13 protein-coding genes, 1 pseudogene and 1 other annotated feature are annotated in these 18,484 nt (G+C 62.9%); of the genes and pseudogenes, 7 read left to right on the forward strand and 7 right to left on the reverse strand.

The features are described from left to right. Positions 1-43: 43 nt before the first annotated feature. Entirely contained in the window at positions 44-766 is a 723-nt protein-coding gene (locus SJ05684_RS25450) for a FadR/GntR family transcriptional regulator (protein ID WP_034856735.1), read from the reverse strand. Positions 767-842: 76 nt separating this feature from the next. Between SJ05684_RS25450 and araD the strand changes: the two genes are divergently transcribed. The 6 genes from araD (at position 843) to SJ05684_RS25480 (ending at position 8,662) form a co-directional block, all read left to right on the forward strand. Further along, complete coding sequence (araD, locus tag SJ05684_RS25455; RefSeq protein WP_034856737.1) at positions 843-2,567, forward strand: L-arabinonate dehydratase; 1,725 nt, start codon at positions 843-845, stop codon at positions 2,565-2,567. Between the two features lie 197 nt (positions 2,568-2,764). Further along, positions 2,765-3,790: a glycoside hydrolase family 25 protein gene (locus SJ05684_RS25460; RefSeq protein WP_034856739.1), complete on the forward strand. Its 1,026-nt coding sequence runs from the start codon at positions 2,765-2,767 to the stop codon at positions 3,788-3,790. 109 nt (positions 3,791-3,899) lie between these two features. Next, positions 3,900-3,955: a sequence feature (sul1 is cis-regulatory element that is thought to sense ions involved in sulfur or methionine metabolism; They are found in Alphaproteobacteria), on the forward strand. Positions 3,956-4,138: 183 nt separating this feature from the next. Next, positions 4,139-5,371, forward strand: coding sequence for an MFS transporter (locus tag SJ05684_RS25465; protein ID WP_034856809.1), 1,233 nt, complete (start codon positions 4,139-4,141; stop codon positions 5,369-5,371). Positions 5,372-5,429: 58 nt separating this feature from the next. Continuing rightward, the gene (locus SJ05684_RS25470) at positions 5,430-5,630 is read left to right on the forward strand and encodes a DUF2905 domain-containing protein (RefSeq protein ID WP_034856830.1); all 201 of its coding nucleotides are present in this window, start codon (positions 5,430-5,432) and stop codon (positions 5,628-5,630) included. 212 nt (positions 5,631-5,842) lie between these two features. After that, on the forward strand, positions 5,843-7,681 hold the full coding sequence (gene ftsH, locus SJ05684_RS25475) for an ATP-dependent zinc metalloprotease FtsH (RefSeq protein ID WP_034856741.1): 1,839 nt from the start codon (positions 5,843-5,845) through the stop codon (positions 7,679-7,681). Between the two features lie 123 nt (positions 7,682-7,804). Next, on the forward strand, positions 7,805-8,662 hold the full coding sequence (locus tag SJ05684_RS25480; RefSeq protein WP_034856743.1) for a hypothetical protein: 858 nt from the start codon (positions 7,805-7,807) through the stop codon (positions 8,660-8,662). Positions 8,663-8,689: 27 nt separating this feature from the next. On the opposite strand, the gene SJ05684_RS25485 is transcribed toward SJ05684_RS25480, so the two are convergent. Continuing rightward, positions 8,690-11,233, reverse strand: coding sequence for an NAD-dependent epimerase/dehydratase family protein (locus SJ05684_RS25485; RefSeq protein WP_034856745.1), 2,544 nt, complete (start codon positions 11,231-11,233; stop codon positions 8,690-8,692). A 189-nt stretch (positions 11,234-11,422) separates the two neighbouring features. On the opposite strand from SJ05684_RS25485, the gene SJ05684_RS25490 reads away from it, so the two are divergent. After that, entirely contained in the window at positions 11,423-12,640 is a 1,218-nt protein-coding gene (locus tag SJ05684_RS25490) for a glycosyltransferase family 4 protein (RefSeq protein WP_083846196.1), read from the forward strand. 99 nt (positions 12,641-12,739) lie between these two features. On the opposite strand, the gene SJ05684_RS25495 is transcribed toward SJ05684_RS25490, so the two are convergent. The 5 genes and pseudogenes from SJ05684_RS25495 to SJ05684_RS30705 form a co-directional block, all read right to left on the reverse strand. Beyond that, a complete protein-coding gene (locus tag SJ05684_RS25495; RefSeq protein WP_034856747.1) occupies positions 12,740-13,981 on the reverse strand; it encodes an ABC transporter substrate-binding protein in 1,242 nt (413 codons plus the stop codon). 19 nt (positions 13,982-14,000) lie between these two features. Further along, positions 14,001-16,103, reverse strand: a complete 2,103-nt coding sequence (locus SJ05684_RS25500) for a putative bifunctional diguanylate cyclase/phosphodiesterase (protein ID WP_034856749.1) — start codon at positions 16,101-16,103, stop codon at positions 14,001-14,003. Positions 16,104-16,197: 94 nt separating this feature from the next. Continuing rightward, positions 16,198-16,542, reverse strand: coding sequence for a hypothetical protein (locus SJ05684_RS30700; protein WP_034856751.1), 345 nt, complete (start codon positions 16,540-16,542; stop codon positions 16,198-16,200). Beyond that, a pseudogene (locus tag SJ05684_RS25510) lies at positions 16,542-17,591 on the reverse strand (methyl-accepting chemotaxis protein); the annotation flags it as partial. The pseudogene SJ05684_RS25510 and the gene SJ05684_RS30700, both read right to left, overlap by 1 nt. Beyond that, the gene (locus tag SJ05684_RS30705; RefSeq protein WP_309546793.1) at positions 17,546-18,208 is read right to left on the reverse strand and encodes a protoglobin domain-containing protein; all 663 of its coding nucleotides are present in this window, start codon (positions 18,206-18,208) and stop codon (positions 17,546-17,548) included. The pseudogene SJ05684_RS25510 and the gene SJ05684_RS30705, both read right to left, overlap by 46 nt. Between the last annotated feature and the right edge of the window lie 276 nt (positions 18,209-18,484).

An 18,484-nucleotide genomic window follows, 5' to 3' on the forward strand; every position in this document is an offset into this window, starting at 1 on the left:
GACCCTAGGCTCACCCCCCGCGACCAAGACGTGGCCATACGACCTAGAGATCGCCGTGGGTTCCCGTGATCCGGGCGCGCGACTCTGTCAAATGATGGCGCATGTAGAGCCGCGCGAGATCGGCGTTCTGGCTCGAGATTGCCGCGAAGATCTTGCGGTGTTCCTCAAGCACACGGCGGCGCCGTTCATCCGAGCCCTGTTGCGTAAGGCTCAGCGCCATGCGCATCGAACCGGCGAGGATGTCCTGCAATTCCTCAAGCAGGCGCGGAAAGAGCTCGTTTCCCGCGGCTTCGGCCACGGCGAGATGGAAGGCGAAATCCTCCTCCCAGCCCGTCTCGCCGCGGGAAAAGGCGCTTTCAAGCGCCGACAGCGCATGGCCGATCTGATTGAGTTGGGCCCTGGTGCGCCGCATTGCGGCAAGCCCGGCGCTTTCGGTCTCGAGCGCGAGCCGTGGCTCGAAGGCTCTGAGGTAGCTTGCGATCTCCGCCGAAACGGCAAAATCGGTGAGCCTTGTGGAGGGGCGCGACTTCACGAAAGTGCCTACCCCCTGGCGCGACACGACCAGACCATCCGCCTGGAGCCGCATCAGGGCTTCGCGCACGACCGGCCGGGAAACCTGGAAGTCGCGGCAGATCCGGGCTTCGGACGGCAGCTTCGCACCCTCGACAAGTTCACCGCTGGTGATCTGCTCGAGGATCTGACCATAAAGAACATCGGCAAGACGTTCGCGCCGCGCCGGCTTCAGCTTCAACATTACATCATTCAATCGCTTGGTCTCGCCTGTCACTTTTCTGAACAGGCCCAATTTAGCCGAGCCGATCGGGAATGCAAAGGAGGCGCCGATGGCCAAACGCAAGTCCCCAGAAGACTTTAGAAGCTTTCGCTGGTTCGGCGCGGAGGACCTGCGTTCCTTCGGCCACCGCTCCCGCCTCTACCAGATGGGCTATGAACGACAGGAGATTGCCGGCAAACCTGTCATTGCGGTTATCAATAGCTGGAGCGACATCAATCCATGCCACGCGCATTTGCGTGCCCGGGCCGAGGAGGTCAAGCGCGGCGTCTGGCAAGCGGGCGGCTTCCCGGTTGAGTTGCCGGTGATGTCGCTTGCCGAAACCTATGTGAAGCCGACGACGATGCTCTATCGCAATTTCCTTGCCATGGAGGTGGAGGAGATCATCCGCTCGCATCCGGTCGACGGCGTGGTTCTGCTCGCCGGTTGCGACAAGACCACGCCTGCAACCATCATGGGCGCCATACAGGTCGATCTGCCGACGATCTTCGTTCCGGCCGGGCCGATGCTGCGCGGCAACTATCGCGGACAGGCGCTCGGTTCCGGCTCGGACGTCTGGAAGTATTGGGCGGAAAAGGAGGCCGGCCTCATCAGCGAACTCGAGTGGAACGAAATGGAGCGTGGCATCGCCCGCTCCTTCGGTACCTGCATGACCATGGGCACCGCTTCGACGATGACGGCGCTTGCCGATACGCTGGGGCTCTGCCTGCCCGGCGCTTCCGCCATCCCGGCTGCGGATGCCGGCCATTCACGAATGGCCGCGCTTTCCGGCGTACGCATCGTCGAGATGGTGTTCGACGACCTCAAGCCGTCGGACATCCTGACAGCCAGGGCCTTCGAGAATGCGCTGGTCGTGCATATGGCGATGGCGGGCTCGACGAATGCCATGATCCACCTGATTGCAATGGCGCGACGTTGCGGCATCCGCCTGACGCTCGAAGACTTCGACCGCATATCCGAAAAGGTGCCGGTGCTCTGCAATGTCCGGCCGACGGGCAGCTTTCTGATGGAGGACTTCTATTACGCCGGCGGATTGCTCGCACTCTGGAAGCGTCTGGAGCCGCTGCTTCATCGGCAGGAGCGCAACGTCATCGGCACGATCGGCGAGGCTCTGGATCAGGCACAAGTTCATCTGCCGGACGTGATCCGGCCGCTCGAAGAACCGGTCGCGGCGCGCGGCGGGACGGCGATCCTCAGGGGCAACCTGGCGCCGGACGGCTGTGTGATGAAGCCAGCCGCCGCAGACCCGTCGCTCCTCGATCACCGAGGGCCGGCGCTCGTCTTCGACGATTACGATTCCATGATGCGGGCGGTGAATGACGAGGATCTCGACGTCACCGCCGAAACCGTTATGATCCTGCGCAATGCTGGCCCGGTCGGTGGGCCGGGCATGCCCGAATGGGGCATGCTGCCGATCCCGAAAAAGCTCCTGAAGCAGGGCGTGCGCGACATGGTGCGTATCTCCGACGCCCGCATGAGCGGCACCAGCTATGGCGCCTGCATCCTGCATGTGGCGCCGGAAGCTTATGTCGGCGGACCGCTCGCCGCGGTGCGCAACGGCGACATCATCGCTCTCGACGTCGCGAGGCGCTCGCTCACGCTCGAGGTCGATCCGGCGGAGATCGAGCGCCGCCTTGCATCGTGGACACCACCTGAGCGCGATTATTCGCGCGGCTATTTGAAGATGCATGCGGAACACATACAGCAGGCCCCGGACGGCTGCGACTTCACCTTCCTCCAATCGCCGCATAAGCTGCCGGAACCCGAGATTCATTGAGAGGCGACAGTGTGGGTCGCGCCCCTGTGAGCAGAGCCCCCCAGGTGTCCGGTTCAACGCTCCGCCGGCGGCTGAAACCGGCCGCCGTTAATATCGGATTCAATCTTTCTTGGTAAGTTCCCGTTAGGATTTGCCTTTCGTGGGGTGCGACGGCGTCGCACTCCACCGTCGACAATCGTTTTGCGTACGGGTTCCCAATGCGTTTTCCAACCGCGCCAGCACTCTTCGTCGCCTGCCTGACGCTCGCGGGCTGCGCATCGAGTTCCAGCCCGGAGAGCGTGCTTGCGCCACGGCCTTCCGGTGAAACCACCAGTTCCGTCATCCGACCGGCTGCACCCGTTCCCGCCACCGCGGTCGGACCTGCAGCCACGCCTCCCGAATCGCAGGAAGCACTCGCCTGGGCCGGGCCGGTTTCGGAGCCGCAGGCCTTCGCGCCCATGGAACGGGAAGCCGGCATGCCCGTCCCGATTGAACGGCCGATCGCATTTGTCGCGCCGGAAAATCCCGCAAGCGGCGCGGCTCCGCGTACGCACGTGTACGGCCACCGTTTCCGGGATGCCAAGCCGATCAACTTCGGCAGGAGATCGCCGCACAAGCTCGCCGTCCACGGCGTCGACGTGTCGCGTTGGCAGGGCGATATCGACTGGGCGAAACTGCGGACGCAGGGCGCGAACTTCGCTTACATCAAGGCGACCGATGGTGGCGACCATCTCGACCCGATGTTCAAGAAGAACTGGCGCCGCGCCCAGGCGGCCGGTCTGAAGCGCGGTGCCTATCACTTCTTTTACTGGTGCCGGACTGCCGGGGAGCAGGCCGACTGGTTCATCCGCAATGTACCGCGCGCGCCCGATGCCCTGCCGCCGGTGATCGATGTCGAGTGGAACGGCGAATCGAGCTGTAAGCGGCGTCCGTCACCCGCGCGCGTGCGGGAGAAGATGCAGGTCTTCATGGACAAGCTGGAGCGGCACTACGGTCAACGGCCGATCATCTACACCGCGCCGGACTTCTATCGCGACAATCTCGAGGGCGCCTTTCCAAACTATCCCTTCTGGCTGCGTTCGGTCGCCGCGCACCCCTCCAAGGTCTATCCCGGCCGCAAGTGGCTCTTCTGGCAATATTCGGGATCCGGCCTTTCACGCGGCGTCGACGGCAGGATCGACCTCAACGTCTTCCATGGAAGCGAGGGGGAATGGCACGATTTTATTGCGGCACGGTCCATTTAGGCCGACGAACACATAAGCTGGCATTCTGGGACGGCACGGATGTAAATTGCCGCACTGCACAATAGACCGTTGCTTCCGGCCGGCCTGTTTCCTATATGGCGGCATGCACCCCGGCCCCGGTGAAACTCCGGGTGGCTCTTCTGGCCGCCGATCCGCCAGACGACGCAACAGCATCAAACCAAGACATGCCGGACCACCCCGCCGGCCTGGGTGTGCTACTTTTGCGAAGAATACCATGAAATTGACAATTGCCAGCTACAAACGCGAATGGTTCTCCAGCATCCGCGCCGGCGCGCCTGCGGGGCGCGCCTCTGCGAACGCCCGCATTCGCAAAACGGGACGCCCGGCATGCCATATACGACCTTCCTCGTGAAAAACTGCCGATGGCTGGCGGGCGGGTTCCTGCTCTGCTTTTTCTCCTCGTTCGGGCAGACGTTCTTCATATCGCTGTCCGCAGGCGATATCCGCCGGGAATACGACCTCAGTCACGGCGCTTTTGGCAGCCTCTATATGGGCGCGACCCTCCTCAGCGCTTTGACCCTCCCTCAGCTCGGGCGGATCGTGGATCATGTGCGGTCCCGCGACGTCCTTCTGCTGACGCTGCCACTTCTGGCGATCGCAACGATCTCGATGGGATATGCTTACGATGGGTATTGGCTGTTTGCCACCATCTACCTCCTGCGGCTGTTCGGCCAGGGCATGATGACCCACAATGCCATGACGGCGATGGCGCGGTGGTTTTCCGCGCAGCGCGGCCGTGCGATCTCTCTCGCAAGCCTCGGGAACCAGGCGGGCGAGGCCCTGTTCCCGCTAGCCTTCGTCGCGCTCGCACCCCTTGTCGGCTGGCGAAACACCTGGCTTTTCTCGTCCCTTGCCATTCTCTTCGTCGGCCTTCCGGCCATCTATTTGCTTCTGCGGGTCGAACGGACGCCCAGCGCCGATGATGGGCCAGAACGCCGGTTCGCGGTCCGGGACTGGTCGCGGTCGGAGGTCTTGCGCGATACGACCTTCTGGCTGGCGCTTTCCGGCGTGCTTGCGCCGGGCTTCATCGCGACCACCATCTTCTTCCACCAGGTCTATCTCGTGGAACTGCGCCAATGGTCGATCGAGATATTCGCGAGCGCCTTTATCGTTTCATCGTCGATGACTGTCGTCTCATCGCTCGCGACCGGCTACCTGGTGGACCGTTACTCAGCGGTCGCCATTCTGCCCTTCTACCTCCTGCCGCTCGCGGCCGCCTGCTTCGTCCTTGCTTTTGTCGACGCGCAATGGAGCGCCTTCGTCTTCATGGCACTGCTCGGGGCATCCCTTGGTTCTTCGACGACCCTATTCGGCGCGCTGTGGCCGGAGATTTACGGCGTCAAGTATCTGGGCAGCATTCGCGCAATTATTGTCGCGCTGATGGTGTTCGGCACGGCAATGGGACCCGGGATCACGGGCTTTCTCATCGATGCGGGCGTGCCCTATTCCTGGCAGATTGCGGCCATGGGCGCCTATTGCCTGCTCGGCGTCATGCTCATGACTACCGTAAGGACAGAGGTTCGCGCCCGGAACGCCTTGACGTGGCCGGAGACGGCATAGCCCTACCTCGCTCCTGGGCCGTAGAAATTGCCGGCCAGAGTGCGGTAGGATGGCCATCATGTCGCGGCTTTTGATCATCGTCGGTCTCGTCATCCTCGCTGTCGGTCTTCTCTGGCCGTGGCTTTCGCGCATCGGTCTTGGTCGGCTGCCTGGCGACATCATGATCGAACGCGGCAATTTCACGTTTTACGTCCCGATCACCACAGGGCTGCTCCTCAGCGTCCTTCTTTCGGTGATCCTCTGGCTGGTAAATCGATGAGGGACTGCGAATAGGCGGAAGGAGCCAGCGGGGACCGCGCTCGCCTTCGGTCCAGTCGATTGTAATGGAGAGCAGGTTCGTGCCAGCGTTGGGAGGTGACGCCGTTCAGTGACGTTGGACGGGAACCGCCACCATCCCGCCGCGTTTCGGGATGGGACGGCGATGCCGCTTTCCCGGCCGATCCGATGCGCCACCAGCCAGGAGCCAGCGAAATGGACAAGCAGATGAAGTTCAATATCTGGTACTGGGTCGCGGCCATCTTTGCCCTGATGCTGTTTCAATACATTTTCACTACCGCCACGCAGGTGGCGCAGATTCCTTACAGTGAGTTTCAAACCTATCTCGAAGAGGGCAAGATCTCCGAGGTCGCCGTCTCCGACCAATATATCCAGGGCACGTTCAAGACCCCGCAGGACGGCAAGCCGATGTTCATCACCACCCGCGTCGAGCCTGACATTGCCCAGCAGTTGCAGGAACGCGGAGTCGTCGTCACCGGCAAAGTCGAGAGCACTTTCCTGCGCGACCTCTTGTCCTGGATTCTTCCGGTTGTCCTCTTCATCGGCATCTGGATGTTCATGCTGCGCCGCATGGCCGGGGGCATGGGCGGCGGCCTCATGCAGATCGGCAAGTCGAAGGCAAAGGTCTATGTGCAGACGAACACGGGCGTGACCTTCAAGGACGTCGCCGGTGTCGACGAGGCCAAGGACGAGTTGAAGGAGATCATCGACTTCTTGAAAGATCCAAGCGGCTATGGCCGCCTCGGAGGCCGGATGCCAAAGGGCATCCTTCTCGTCGGCCCGCCCGGCACCGGCAAGACGCTGTTGGCAAGAGCCGTCGCCGGTGAAGCCGGGGTGCCATTCTTCTCCATTTCCGGTTCGGAATTCGTCGAGATGTTTGTCGGCGTCGGGGCTGCCCGAGTGCGCGACCTCTTCGAGCAAGCCCGATCGAAAGCGCCGGCCATCATCTTCATCGACGAGCTCGATGCGCTCGGCCGCGCGCGCGGCATCGGCCCGATGGCCGGCGGCCACGACGAGAAGGAACAGACGCTCAATCAGTTGCTGGTCGAACTCGACGGCTTCGATCCGTCGACCGGACTTGTGCTGCTCGCCGCGACCAACCGGCCGGAGATCCTTGATCCGGCGCTCCTGCGCGCCGGGCGCTTCGACCGCCAGGTTCTCGTCGACCGCCCCGACAAGCAGGGTCGCGTGCAGATCCTCAACGTGCATCTGAGGAAGGCGAAGCTCGCTACCGACGTCGAGCCGGAGAAAATCGCGGCACTGACGCCTGGCTTCACTGGCGCCGATCTCGCCAACCTGGTCAACGAGGCAGCCCTGCTTGCCACCCGGCGCAATGCCGACGCCGTCACCATGGACGATTTCAACAATGCCATCGAGCGCATCATCGCCGGACTCGAGAAGCGCAACCGGCTGCTCAATCCGCGAGAACGCGAGGTGGTCGCCTATCACGAAATGGGCCACGCTCTCGTCGCAATGGCACTGCCGGGCGTCGATCCCGTGCACAAGGTCTCGATCATTCCGCGCGGCATCGGCTCGCTCGGCTACACGATCCAGAGGCCGACGGAAGACCGGTTCCTGATGACCAAGGAGGAACTGGAGAACAAGATGGCGGTGCTGCTCGGCGGGCGCGCCGCCGAGTGGATCGTCTTCGGCCATCTTTCAACGGGCGCTTCCGACGATCTGGTCAAGGTGACCGACATCGCACGCGCCATCGTCGCGCGCTACGGCATGACGGAACGGCTCGGTCACGTCGCCCTGGAGCGAGATCGCCGTTCGCTGCTGACGCCCGACCCCATCTATCAGGGCGCCAGCGAGCGCGACTATTCGGAAAAGACCGCCGCCATCCTTGACGAGGAGGTCCGCCGGATCGTCGACGGTGCCTTCGAGCGGACGGAGGCGCTGTTGAAAGAGCGGCGTCCGCTGCTGGAGCGGTCGGCGAAGCTGCTTCTGGAACGGGAGACTATTAGCGAGGACGAATTGCATTCTCTCATCGATCAGCCACCGGCAAGCACGGGTGTCGCCCGCCAAGCTTGAATTTCGATCGCGCAGGAATCGCTGATCGGTGTGAAGAGATTTCCACTGCCCTCGGTCCGCCACGCGGGGAACGAATTCGCCCGCGCAAGGTTGTGGCACCACGCGTGATCGTCGGAGCAATCGATGAACGAAACGGCTTACACGCCATCGCCGAGGACCGACACCGAGCCGTCGGTGCTCGTTGCGACCACCAGGATCTCCTGGGCCTCAGTCTTCGCCGGCGTGGCGCTGGCGCTGACGGTACAGCTCCTCCTGCATCTGCTTGGCGTCGGCATCGGCGCGGCCACTTTCTCTCCGAGTGGCGATGCTTATGCAGGGCCCGGTGCGATCGCGAGCGGGCTCTGGTTTGCGTTTTCAGGTGTGATCGCGGGCTTTACCGGCGGCTATGCGGCGAGCCGCCTGTCGGGCCGCACCGGCACGACGACAGGTGTTTATCATGGCCTGACGTCGTGGGCGGTCACGACGCTGGTCGTCGTCTACCTGTTGACCACCTCCGCCGGCGCGTTGATCGGCGGAGCACTGGGCGGCCTCTCGTCCGCGGCGAGCGGGCGCATCGCCGCCTCCGCTCCTGCGATAGCCGCCGACCCATTCGACGAAATCGAGTACCGGATCCGCGATGGAATCGGCGGCAATGATCCGGCGGCGATGAGGGACGCCACCGTGGCGGCGGTGCGCATGCTCGTCACCAGCGATGAGGCGGAGACCGACCACGCCCGTGCCCGAGCCGTCGATGCCCTCGCGCAGGCGCGTAGCATTCCCGTCACGGAGGCACGCGCGCGCGTCGAGGCGTATGAGCGCTCCTACCGAACGGCGGTCGCGGCAGCCCGTAAGCAGGCTCACGAGATGGCGGCGACGACTGCGGCTGTCGTCTCGACCGCCGCCTTCTTCGGCTTCTTTTCGCTGGTCCTCGGAGCCGTAGCGGCCTGGATCGGCGGCTGGTATGGAGTTCGCCGCGTTGAGGCTCTCTCGGAACTGTCGTGAGGTCCAGGTCCCCGCGGCCGGGTCCGCTTAGATGATGGCCCGATCCCACCCACCGTAATGCTCTTCGCTGCGCGTGCCGCGCGGCAGGCTCAGCGCAACAAGCGCCAGACCGATCACCAGATCCGCAATGGTGCCGATCGTCGTGCCACCCGAAAGCAGGAATGGCGATGCCGCGACCCAGGCACCAAAGACCGCATTGAGGAAGCGTAATGGCCGGACGACCTCCGCCATTGCGATGACGGCGATCATGATGACGAGGCAACCGACGATATGATCGCTGTGGTAGAGCGGCGGCTCGGTGCCGAAGGCGAGCGGCGTCGACATCAGTACGGCCCCAACCAGAACACTTGCCACCAGCGTCCAGGGGAAGTTGACCCCGCCTATGATGAACTCTCGCAGCACCTGGGAAGCCGGCCGGTCGAGGTCCGGCTCCGGCGTCTGATCCTCGGAGAGCGCCGGGCCACCCTTCCAGAAGGTCCGCCAGAACGGCTCGCCTGCCAACTTGGCCCGCCACAGATATTGCAGGGTCGCCAGGACCTCGTCGACTGAATAGGGGATCAACACGACCGTCACGGCGGCCTGGATGATGCAGAGCGTGCACAGCGCACCGATCAGCGGCGGCTGGATGATGATGAAGGAAACGCTGACTGCGCCAAGCGGAATGATCAGCAACCCGAAGAGAAATACCATCCAGGGCATGGTGCGCCAGCGGCGGCGGTCGCCGATCGCACCGGCGAGGATGTCGAGCCCATAGGCGAAGGCGCCCAGTCCGGCATCGGCGATCGGGAAGCCCTTCGACACCCAGGAGGTGACCACGGCCTCGCTGCCATTGTCGGTCGGAGCGCCGCCCGGTCCGAAGAACGGATCCCAGAGGCCGTCGACATGGCCCAGCTGGTAGGCCGCCAGATAGCGCGAGACGAACAGACCGACGAAGGCGAGCGCAACGATCGGCATGCGCTGGGTGAAGGACGACGGCGAATAGCTCCAGCCGAGCGGGCGATCGTCGTCGGCCGCAAGCGCCCGTCGGCTGATGCCAGGCGTTGGCGGGATCGTGACGGCGAAAACGGGGATCAGCATGCCGACGAGGGTGTCGATGGCATAGGCGGCTGGACTCGTCGTCCAGAAGACGAGCGGAGCAAACATCACCCAGACGCCGACGGCGGCGGTGATCCACTGTAGCCAAGACCAGCGGCGGTACATGCCGCCAAGGGCGAAAGCGATGACAAGCAGGCCAGAGGCGATTTCGCTCATGCCCAGGCGCGCATTGCGGATGGAAGCCTCGGCAATCTCGTGCCCAAGAGCTGGAGGCGCAGGAGCGGCGACGGGATCGAAAAGACCGAGCGTCATCGGGGAAGCGAGAAGCCACAGCCCGAGGGCGACATTCGCCAGCGGCGCCCAGAGCGTGAACAGGCGGTGGCGCTCGATGGCGGCATCGACTTGTGCCTCGCTGCGTTCGAGCGGACCACGAAGCCTTTCCCTGGCCTGATCGAGCTCCGGCTCGGTCGCCGCAACGGCCGAAGGCTCGAGCTTGTTCCTTTGGTACCAGTCGGTCGGATCCTCTTTCAGCCGCCGGATCATTTCCGGCAAGGTTGCGGCAAGGCTGTGCTGCGGCTCCCAGCCAAGCAGGCGTCGAGCTCGCGAAATGTCGATCTCGAAATGATCGTCCGCGGTCTCGACCATCCAGGGTTTGATATCGGTGTCCTGCTCGAGGACTTCGGTCTGCATCCATGCGCCAGTCTTGGCGAGCCCCTTTGGCAGGACGAAAGTTTGCCAATCCTCGCCATGGACGAGTTTGCCGATGCGTTTCTGCATTTCGCCATAGGAGAGCGTCACCGTCTCGCCGATCAGCATGACGGTTTCGTCCGGCAACTCGGCACGACGCTCGACGGCGCGCACGAAGGCGTCGACGAGATCGTCCTTGTGCAGGTATGGCTGCCCCGCCCCAAGATCGCCGCTGAACAGATAGGCCGTCGGCAGTCGCTCGAAGATGCGGGCGATCTGCTGCGCGACGAAGGCGGCGCGACAATCCTCGTCATAGACACCGGCGAGGCGCAGCACGACGGTCTTGATGCTGCCGCGCTCCTTCGCGATGACCGCTTCCGTCTCTGCTTTCGACTTCGGATAGGCCCAGGTCGGATCAAGCGGGTCGTCCTCGTCGATGGCGATACCCTTGCGCGGGCTTGGCGCATGCACGAGCAAGGTGCTGGAGAAGATGAACTGTTCCGTGTCGACGCTCCGCAAGGCGGAGAGCAGCCGGCGTGTTCCCTCGACGTTGACGGCATCATATTTGGGATCGCTCTTGCCGGTCGTGTCGTAATAGGCAGCGAGGTGAATGACCGAGGCGACGCGCCCGCCGCTGCGCTGGCGCACTTTTTCCAGTGCCGTTCTCACGCTTTCGTCCGACGTCAGATCGATCTCGATCGTCGCGATCGTTTCCGACTGTCCCTTGGGCACGGCGACGTCGAGCCCGATCACCTGGTATCGGTTTCGCAAACCACGGGCGATCGCCTGTCCAAGAAAGCCGCTCGAACCCGTGATGAGGACAGTCGGACGATTGGTCTCTTCGGGCATGTACAAACCTTCGCGGGAGTTTGTTTCGCAAACGTCGCATCAGACGGGAATGTTCCGTCTCATCCGCGGCGCACCCCGCTGATCGTGGGAACAAGAGGCAGTTTCGGCAATTGTTGCAGGTGAGCTCGCGCCGGCAATTCGAGCGAATGCATCCCGCCTTCGCCGCGGCCCGACAACAGGAGTACTGCAATGAAAATTGCGCAAATCGCCCCTCTTGCGGAAAGGGTTCCCCCGAAGCTTTACGGCGGGACTGAGCGGATCGTCGGCTGCCTTACAGAAGAGCTCGTTAGGCTCGGCCACGACGTCACGCTGTTCGCGAGCGGAGATTCGATCACCACGGCCGAACTGGTGCCCTGCAGCGCAGTCGCACTCAGGCTCAACGCGGAGGTCCGCGATTTTCTTCCCCATAATTTGGTCATGCTGGAAGAGGTACGCCGACGCGCGCATCATTTCGACGTCCTGCACTTCCATATCGATCTCTTGCACTTTCCGCTGATCCGCGATTTCGCCGACCGAACCGTGACGACCCTGCACACGCGCCTCGACGAGCCGGATCTGAAGCCGTTCTATCGCGCTTTCTCCGACATTCCCGTGGTATCCATCTCGAACGACCAGCGCCGACCTATTCCGCCGGTTAACTGGAGAGGCACCGTCTATCACGGGCTCGATCCCAAGCTGTTGCCATTCAAGGAAAAGCCCGGCGGCAACTATCTGGCGTTCCTGGGGCGCATTTCGCCGGAAAAAGGACCGGACCGGGCGATTGAAATCGCGACGAGGGTCGGAAGGCAACTGAAGATCGCGGCAAAGGTAGATGCCAAGGACCGCGCCTATTGGGAGGCGGTCGTCGAACCCCTCGTTGCGAGCCATCCGAACGTCGAATTCATCGGCGAGATCGACGAGAACCAGAAGGCGAAATTCCTTGGCGACGCAGCGGCGCTATTGTTTCCGATCGACTGGCCGGAACCATTCGGCCTCGTGATGATCGAAGCCATGGCCTGTGGCACGCCAGTGCTTGCCTTCCGGTACGGGTCGGCGCCGGAAGTGATCGAGAACGGAGTGTCGGGCGTGCTGGTCGACTCGGTCGCTGAGGCGGTTGCGAAGCTGGACCGCGTCCTCTCGCTCGACAGATGCAAGGTGCGGGCGGCCTTCGAGCGCCGCTTCACCGTGGAACGTATGACGCACGACTATCTGGATATCTACCATGCGCTTCCGGGCCTCCGCGGTCGCGACCGCGTGGAGGAAACACCCCGAAAAGCGGACCTGGCTGCGCGCTCGCGCGTCAACGCCAGCAAACCAGCCGGCAAACCACGGATCTGGGCAACCCAAGCGGGCGGAGGTATATGTCCGCCCGTCGAAGTACCCAACGGTGTCGGGCCGGGCCATTCCGGCCCGGCAAGCCGACGGTAGAGCTGAATTCGCACGCATGCGCTTGCGCCTTCGCGGATATGGGTCAAGCGATCACCTTGCATGGATCCGCTGAGCGGGACCGAGCCGGGCCAGTTCCGCTCAATTCTGTTGCAGGAGTTCGTGCAGGCGCCGCTGCGCCGTTTCGACGGACATGCTTTGGTCGTTGAAGAACTCCGCGAGCACGGCGATGAAGCCGTCCGACATCTGCGTCGGCATGGCCATGGATTGCGCGCTCACTCCGCTCTTCTCAGCAATCATCTCCAAGCCCAGCCGCCCGCAGCGATCAAGCCCGCTCGGATCGACGTCAGTGCGCACGGGAAGTGAGCCCTTGATGCGGCTGAAGGCGACCTGGTTGTCCCGGTCCAGCAGCATGCGTGCAAAAGCCTGCTGCGCCTCGGCAGCATCCGGACGATTGGTGATCGGGAAGGCGAAAGCGTCTATGACCATGAAATAGGCGATCTCGGTTCCGGGAACCAGACTGCAGCCGAAATCCCGGTCGACGGCGTAGCCTCGGGCGATCAGTTCACCTTTCGCCCAGTCCCCCATGAACTGCATGCCGGCCTCGCCCTTCCCGACCGCGGCCGTTGCATCCGCCCAGGTTTTGGGGGCGCGAACCGACGCAGGTTCGGCATAGCGGGAGAGCCGCCTCAGCATCCCGAGCGCCTCGGCCATGCGGGGATCCTGCACCGCCGCCGCATCTCCGCTGATGATGCGGACATATCCCTCCGAACCCAGCTTGTAATGCATGATATTGTTGAAGATCAATGAGATCTCCCACTTCCCGCCGCCAAGCGAAATGGGCAGGTGTCCTTCCTCCTTGATCCTTTCGGCCGCCGCGAAGATGTCATCCCAGCTCCGCGGCGCCCTCAGGCCAGCCTTCAGGAAAATGGCTTCACTTGTCCAGAGCCAGTTCTCCGCATGGATGTTGGTGGGCGCGAAATAGATCTTGCCTTTGTAGCTGATACGGTCGAGCACGGTTGCCGGCAACACATCGCGCCAGCGATCAGCCTCGGCCGCCTCTTCAATATCGAGCACGATCCCCATTTCCGGTAACTCGCGCGAACCTTCATTGGCATTCCATTGCATCACGGCAGGCGCGTAGCCGTTGGCGACACGGTCGCTGACGACCCTCTGCACGGCCGCCTTGTCCTCCGCCGGCAGGTCCGCCCATTGATTGCCGGCCCTCGTCCATGCATGCCGGAAGACGTCCAGGGCCTGCGCCTCGCTCTTCGACACCCAGAAATGCACGACATCGACCGCTCCCGACGAATCGGCGGCCGCAACATTCAACGGGTTCGCCAGCATCAGCGCCGCTGCAAATAGAGTCGTTTTTACTGTCATTTCACCACACTCCTCCATATTACAGCGCACCGTCCACGGCACGCCGCCCACTGCCCACGGCCGCCAGCCGCTTTACACCCCCGGATTGCCTCGGAAGCCGCTCGCCCGCCTGGTCGACCGGCTCCGGCTTGCCGAAAAGGTAGCCCTGGCCCACCTCGCAACCAACCTCCAGCAGGAAGCGGCGCTGCGCATCCGTCTCTATGCCTTCCGCCACGCAACGTTTGCCAAGATTGCGCGACAGATCGACCATGGCGCGGATGATCTGCTCCGAGCGGGCATCGCTACCGATGCCGGTAACGAAGCTGCGATCGATCTTCAACTCGTCGAATGGGAAGTCGCGCAGATGCACGAGCGAGGCAAAGCCGGTGCCGAAGTCGTCGAGCGAGACCGAGAGGCCGTGCTCGCGGAAGCGCGCCACCGTATCGAGGATTTGATCGGCGCTGCGATTGAGGAACACGTCCTCGGTGATCTCCACCGCGAAATCGTGCCATTCGAGACGGTTTGCCAGGATCGTCTCGACGAAGAGGTTGTAACCCTCTTCGTTGACGAGAAGCACTTCGGGCAAATTGATCGAGATGGTGCCGGGAACGAGCCCCGCCCGCTTCCAGGCGTCGAGGTCGCGGCCGACGGTCGCAATCACCGCACGCGTCATGCCGCGGATGAGCTGGGTTCCCTCCATAAGCGGCAGGAACCTTCCGGGCGGCAGCAGGCCAAGTTCGGGATGCTGCCAACGCACCAGTGCCTCGAACCCCAGATGCATCCCGGTCGCGAGATCGACCTTGGGCTGATAGTGCACCACGAATTCATCGCGATCGGCGGCAAGAACCAGAGCCAGTGACAGCTGGTTCTGCTCGAGCCTTCGCGCGAGCGCGGCTTCGTCGAAGATGACGGCGGTATTGCGGCCGCTCTTAGCCGTGTAGAGCGCAAGGTCGACGACGCGCATGAGGCTCGCTTCGTCATTCGCATGGCTTGGCACGACAGCGCCGCCGATGCTGGCCGTGGCCTGGAGAACGCGCCCCTCGAAGGGGATTTCGGCAGCGATAGCCTTGACGGCGCGATCGGCGATCGTGGCGAGCAGCGCGGAATCGGCCATTCCCGGCAGGAGCACGGCGAACTCGTCCCCGCCCAAGCGGGCAGCGATGTCCGTCGAGCGAAGCGTCCTCTGCAAAACGCGGGCGACATGGTCCAGAACCGCATCACCCGCCGGGTGGCCGAGGCTGTCATTGATGCTTTTGAAGCGGTCGAGGTCGACGAGCAGCATGGCAAAGCCGGTGCCGGTCCGCTCAAGGTCGGAGAAAAGATTCCCGAGAGCCTGGTTGAAGGAGGAACGGTTGGCGAGACCGGTGAGCGCGTCGGTATGCGCAAGCTGTGTCAGCCGTTCCTCGAAATCCATCGTCCGGCGATGTTCATTGCGCAGTTTCTTCAGAAGCGGGCTGAACAGGAAAATGCTAGCGAGTATGACGGTCGCCGCGATCAGCGCCAGAAGCGCGGTACCGATCAGTTTGGCGTTGTCGATGCTGATGCCGCTGCGCTCATGCGCACGGCGGATGAGATCGCCGAACTGGCGCATCAGAACACTGTCAGACGAGACGGCGAAGTCGATCGGCCCCCAGAAGGAATAGCGTTCGCGCCGCTCTTTCGCGCCGGCATTGGCGATCCGCTCTGCGCGCGCGAGGAAATCCTCAAGTCGAGCGTCGAGCTCGAGGCGCAACTGCTCGGAGATGTCGTCGCGCGGATTGAGCTTCTCGAGAAAATTTCGGCCAATCTCGTCATGTAGCTCGGCCAGTTGCCGGCTCATCGCGCGAACCTCACCGATCGCCCGGAGAATATCGTCCCGCATTGGGCGGATGATGTAGTCGGGCAGGTTGGGATCGGCCGAAGCGCGCATCAGCGCCCGCGTCTGATTGGCGAGCTGCTGAAAGCGAATGAACTGGTTGCTGGTCAGAAAACCGATATTCTGCTGCAATGAGTGGCGGTCGAGAGCCACCACCACTGTCAGATAGGTCGCGCCGATGAGCATGGTCATGACGATGACGGCATGGACGTAGTGTCGACCGATCGAGCGGATGTATCTCTCGACGGATTGCAGCGGCTTGGCCCGCGGCTCTGTTCGCCTAAGCATCGTAACGCTCCGTCTTCCGTCGGAACGGCGGCCTCTCCGCCGGGTGCCCAATCATCCTTGCCACATTCGCCCCCTCACCTTTCGGCTCTCTTGCTTACATCCCGGCTCTCTTGGCCTCTGCTTCCGACATCTCATCGCCCCTTTCGGCCAGGACCACGCGTATCTTGTCGAGTTCGGCTGTGATCAGCAGCATGCGATCTCGCGCAGTTTGCAGTTCGGCCGCGTATGCGCGGTCCTCAGGCGTTATGAGTGGAAAGACCATGACGTTAGACACGTGAGCTAGCTCCACGAAATCGGAGGGCGTTGAGGTGAGGCGGACAACTCGGACTGGTGCCGGCTGGTTGCCAAAGACCGGCGGGAAGGAATTCGAGCGCCACTGGGCACGCACATCGCCGGCCGCGCTGATACGCAGGACGTTTTGGTGAACGGCCTCACCCATCAGAATTCTTCCCAGTCGCTGTCGGCGACCGCCGCATTGCCATGGAAGGCTTTTGCGAGCCTGGCGGCCATCTGGCGGGCTGGCGATGCGCTCCGCGATGGTGCGGTGGGGGCCGATGAAGTCGCAGCACCGGCAGGGGCTTTGCGATCGGTGCCGCCGACCGCCGTATTGAATTCGCTGAGCATGCTGGCGATGCGATTGACTTCCTTCGCCAGCGCGTGGCTGGCGGCCGTGGACTCCTCCACCATGGCGGCATTCTGCTGAGTGCTCTGGTCCATGCCATTGACGGCTGTGTTGATCTCCTGGAGCGCCGTGGCCTGCTCGCGAGCGGCTTCGACGATGGCGCCGATGTGGCTATCGATCTCCTTCACCTCGTCGACGATGACTGTCAGCGCCTCACCGGTTTCGCCGACCAGCGAAACGCCGGATTTGACCTGCTCGCCGGAGTTGTTGATCAGTTCCTTGATCTCCTTCGCCGCCTTGGCGGAGCGCTGGGCGAGTTCGCGAACCTCCTGCGCCACCACGGCAAATCCCTTTCCGGCCTCGCCGGCGCGGGCGGCTTCGACGCCGGCGTTTAGTGCGAGGAGGTTGGTCTGGAAGGCAATTTCGTCGATCACGCCGATGATGTTCGAGATTTCGCGCGACGAGGTGTCGATCGCGCCCATCGCGGCGACGGCCTGCCGGACGATCTCGCCGGATTTCTCTGCCCCCGTCCTGGCTTTCCTCACCAATTGACCCGCTTCTTCCGCACGCCGGCTGGAGTCCTTGACGGTCGTTGTGATCTCCTCAAGGGCCGCGGCCGTCTCCTCGAGCGAGGCGGCCTGCTGCTCGGTGCGCTTGGCGAGTTCGTCCGCCGCGGAGCTGATCTCCCGAGAGCCGGCGTGAATTTGCGAAGCCGCGCCGCTGATCTGGTCGATGGTGCCGGACAATTGCTCCAGCGCGCTGTTGAAGTCGCTGCGCAACGCGTGATAGGCGACCGGCAGATCGTCGACGATGCGGTGGCTCACATCCTTGGCAGCGATCGCGGCCATGGCCTTGCCGAAACTGCCGCATACCAGTCGGCGCTCGGACTCGATCGCCTCCTCCTGAGCCTTTTTTTCGCGATTTCCGCCTCGTCGATATAGACGGAGATCGCAAGATCCATGTCCAGCATGACCGCCTTGACGAGGCTCGCCAGGGCCTTTGCGAAGTCGCCCGTCTTCATGGCCGGCTTCGAGAACATGCCGCCCTTGCCGTAATTCTGCTCGACGGCTGCGGTAATCAGATGGTCGAGAATGATCGCGTAGCCGCCGATATACCATTGCGGCTCAAGACCGATGCGCGCATGAACCGTGCCGATGGTGCGGATCTTCTGGACGTAATCGTCGCCGAAGTCGCCATTGGAAATGTTCGTCCAGTGCCCCATTTGCGCGCCCTTGGCACGGGCGATGTGCTCCTCTGAGGAGAAGAACCGCTTGACTTCGGGACTTTGGCGCAACTGCGCATAAAATTTGTCGAGGCCGACCGGGAGTTCGCGTTCCACCAGGCTCTTCAGCGTGCGGATGCTTGCGCAGCTATTCGCATCGAGCTGCATGAACTGGAGCCTGCCGCCAATATCCTGCTGCTTTCGTCCACCCCGGTCGCCGGGGGGATGGGACATTTCCGTGTGACGGCTCGAGGCGGTCATAAGATCTCCTTGCGGCCCAGGTGCCGCCGTATTTGGCAAGGGAACACTTTTCCGGTTTGCTAATATTCGACCAGTCTCATCCGGAGGCTTAATGGAGGTTTAACGCCCCCAGCCCCTATGTTTTCCTCTAAAATCTTCAGCGTTTTTTGTGCCCGTCCTGCGGGTTTTGGATAGACTCATAATTGTGCAAGTAAGCGGGGAATGCTCGCAGTGCGTTTGATCCTAGAGGTGAGATTCGATGCCGCCTCCACCCGCTCTCCGCAGAAGCCTCCGGTA

The sequence above is a fragment of the Sinorhizobium sojae CCBAU 05684 genome, from assembly GCF_002288525.1.
GTDB classification, from domain to species: Bacteria; Pseudomonadota; Alphaproteobacteria; order Rhizobiales; family Rhizobiaceae; genus Sinorhizobium; species Sinorhizobium sojae.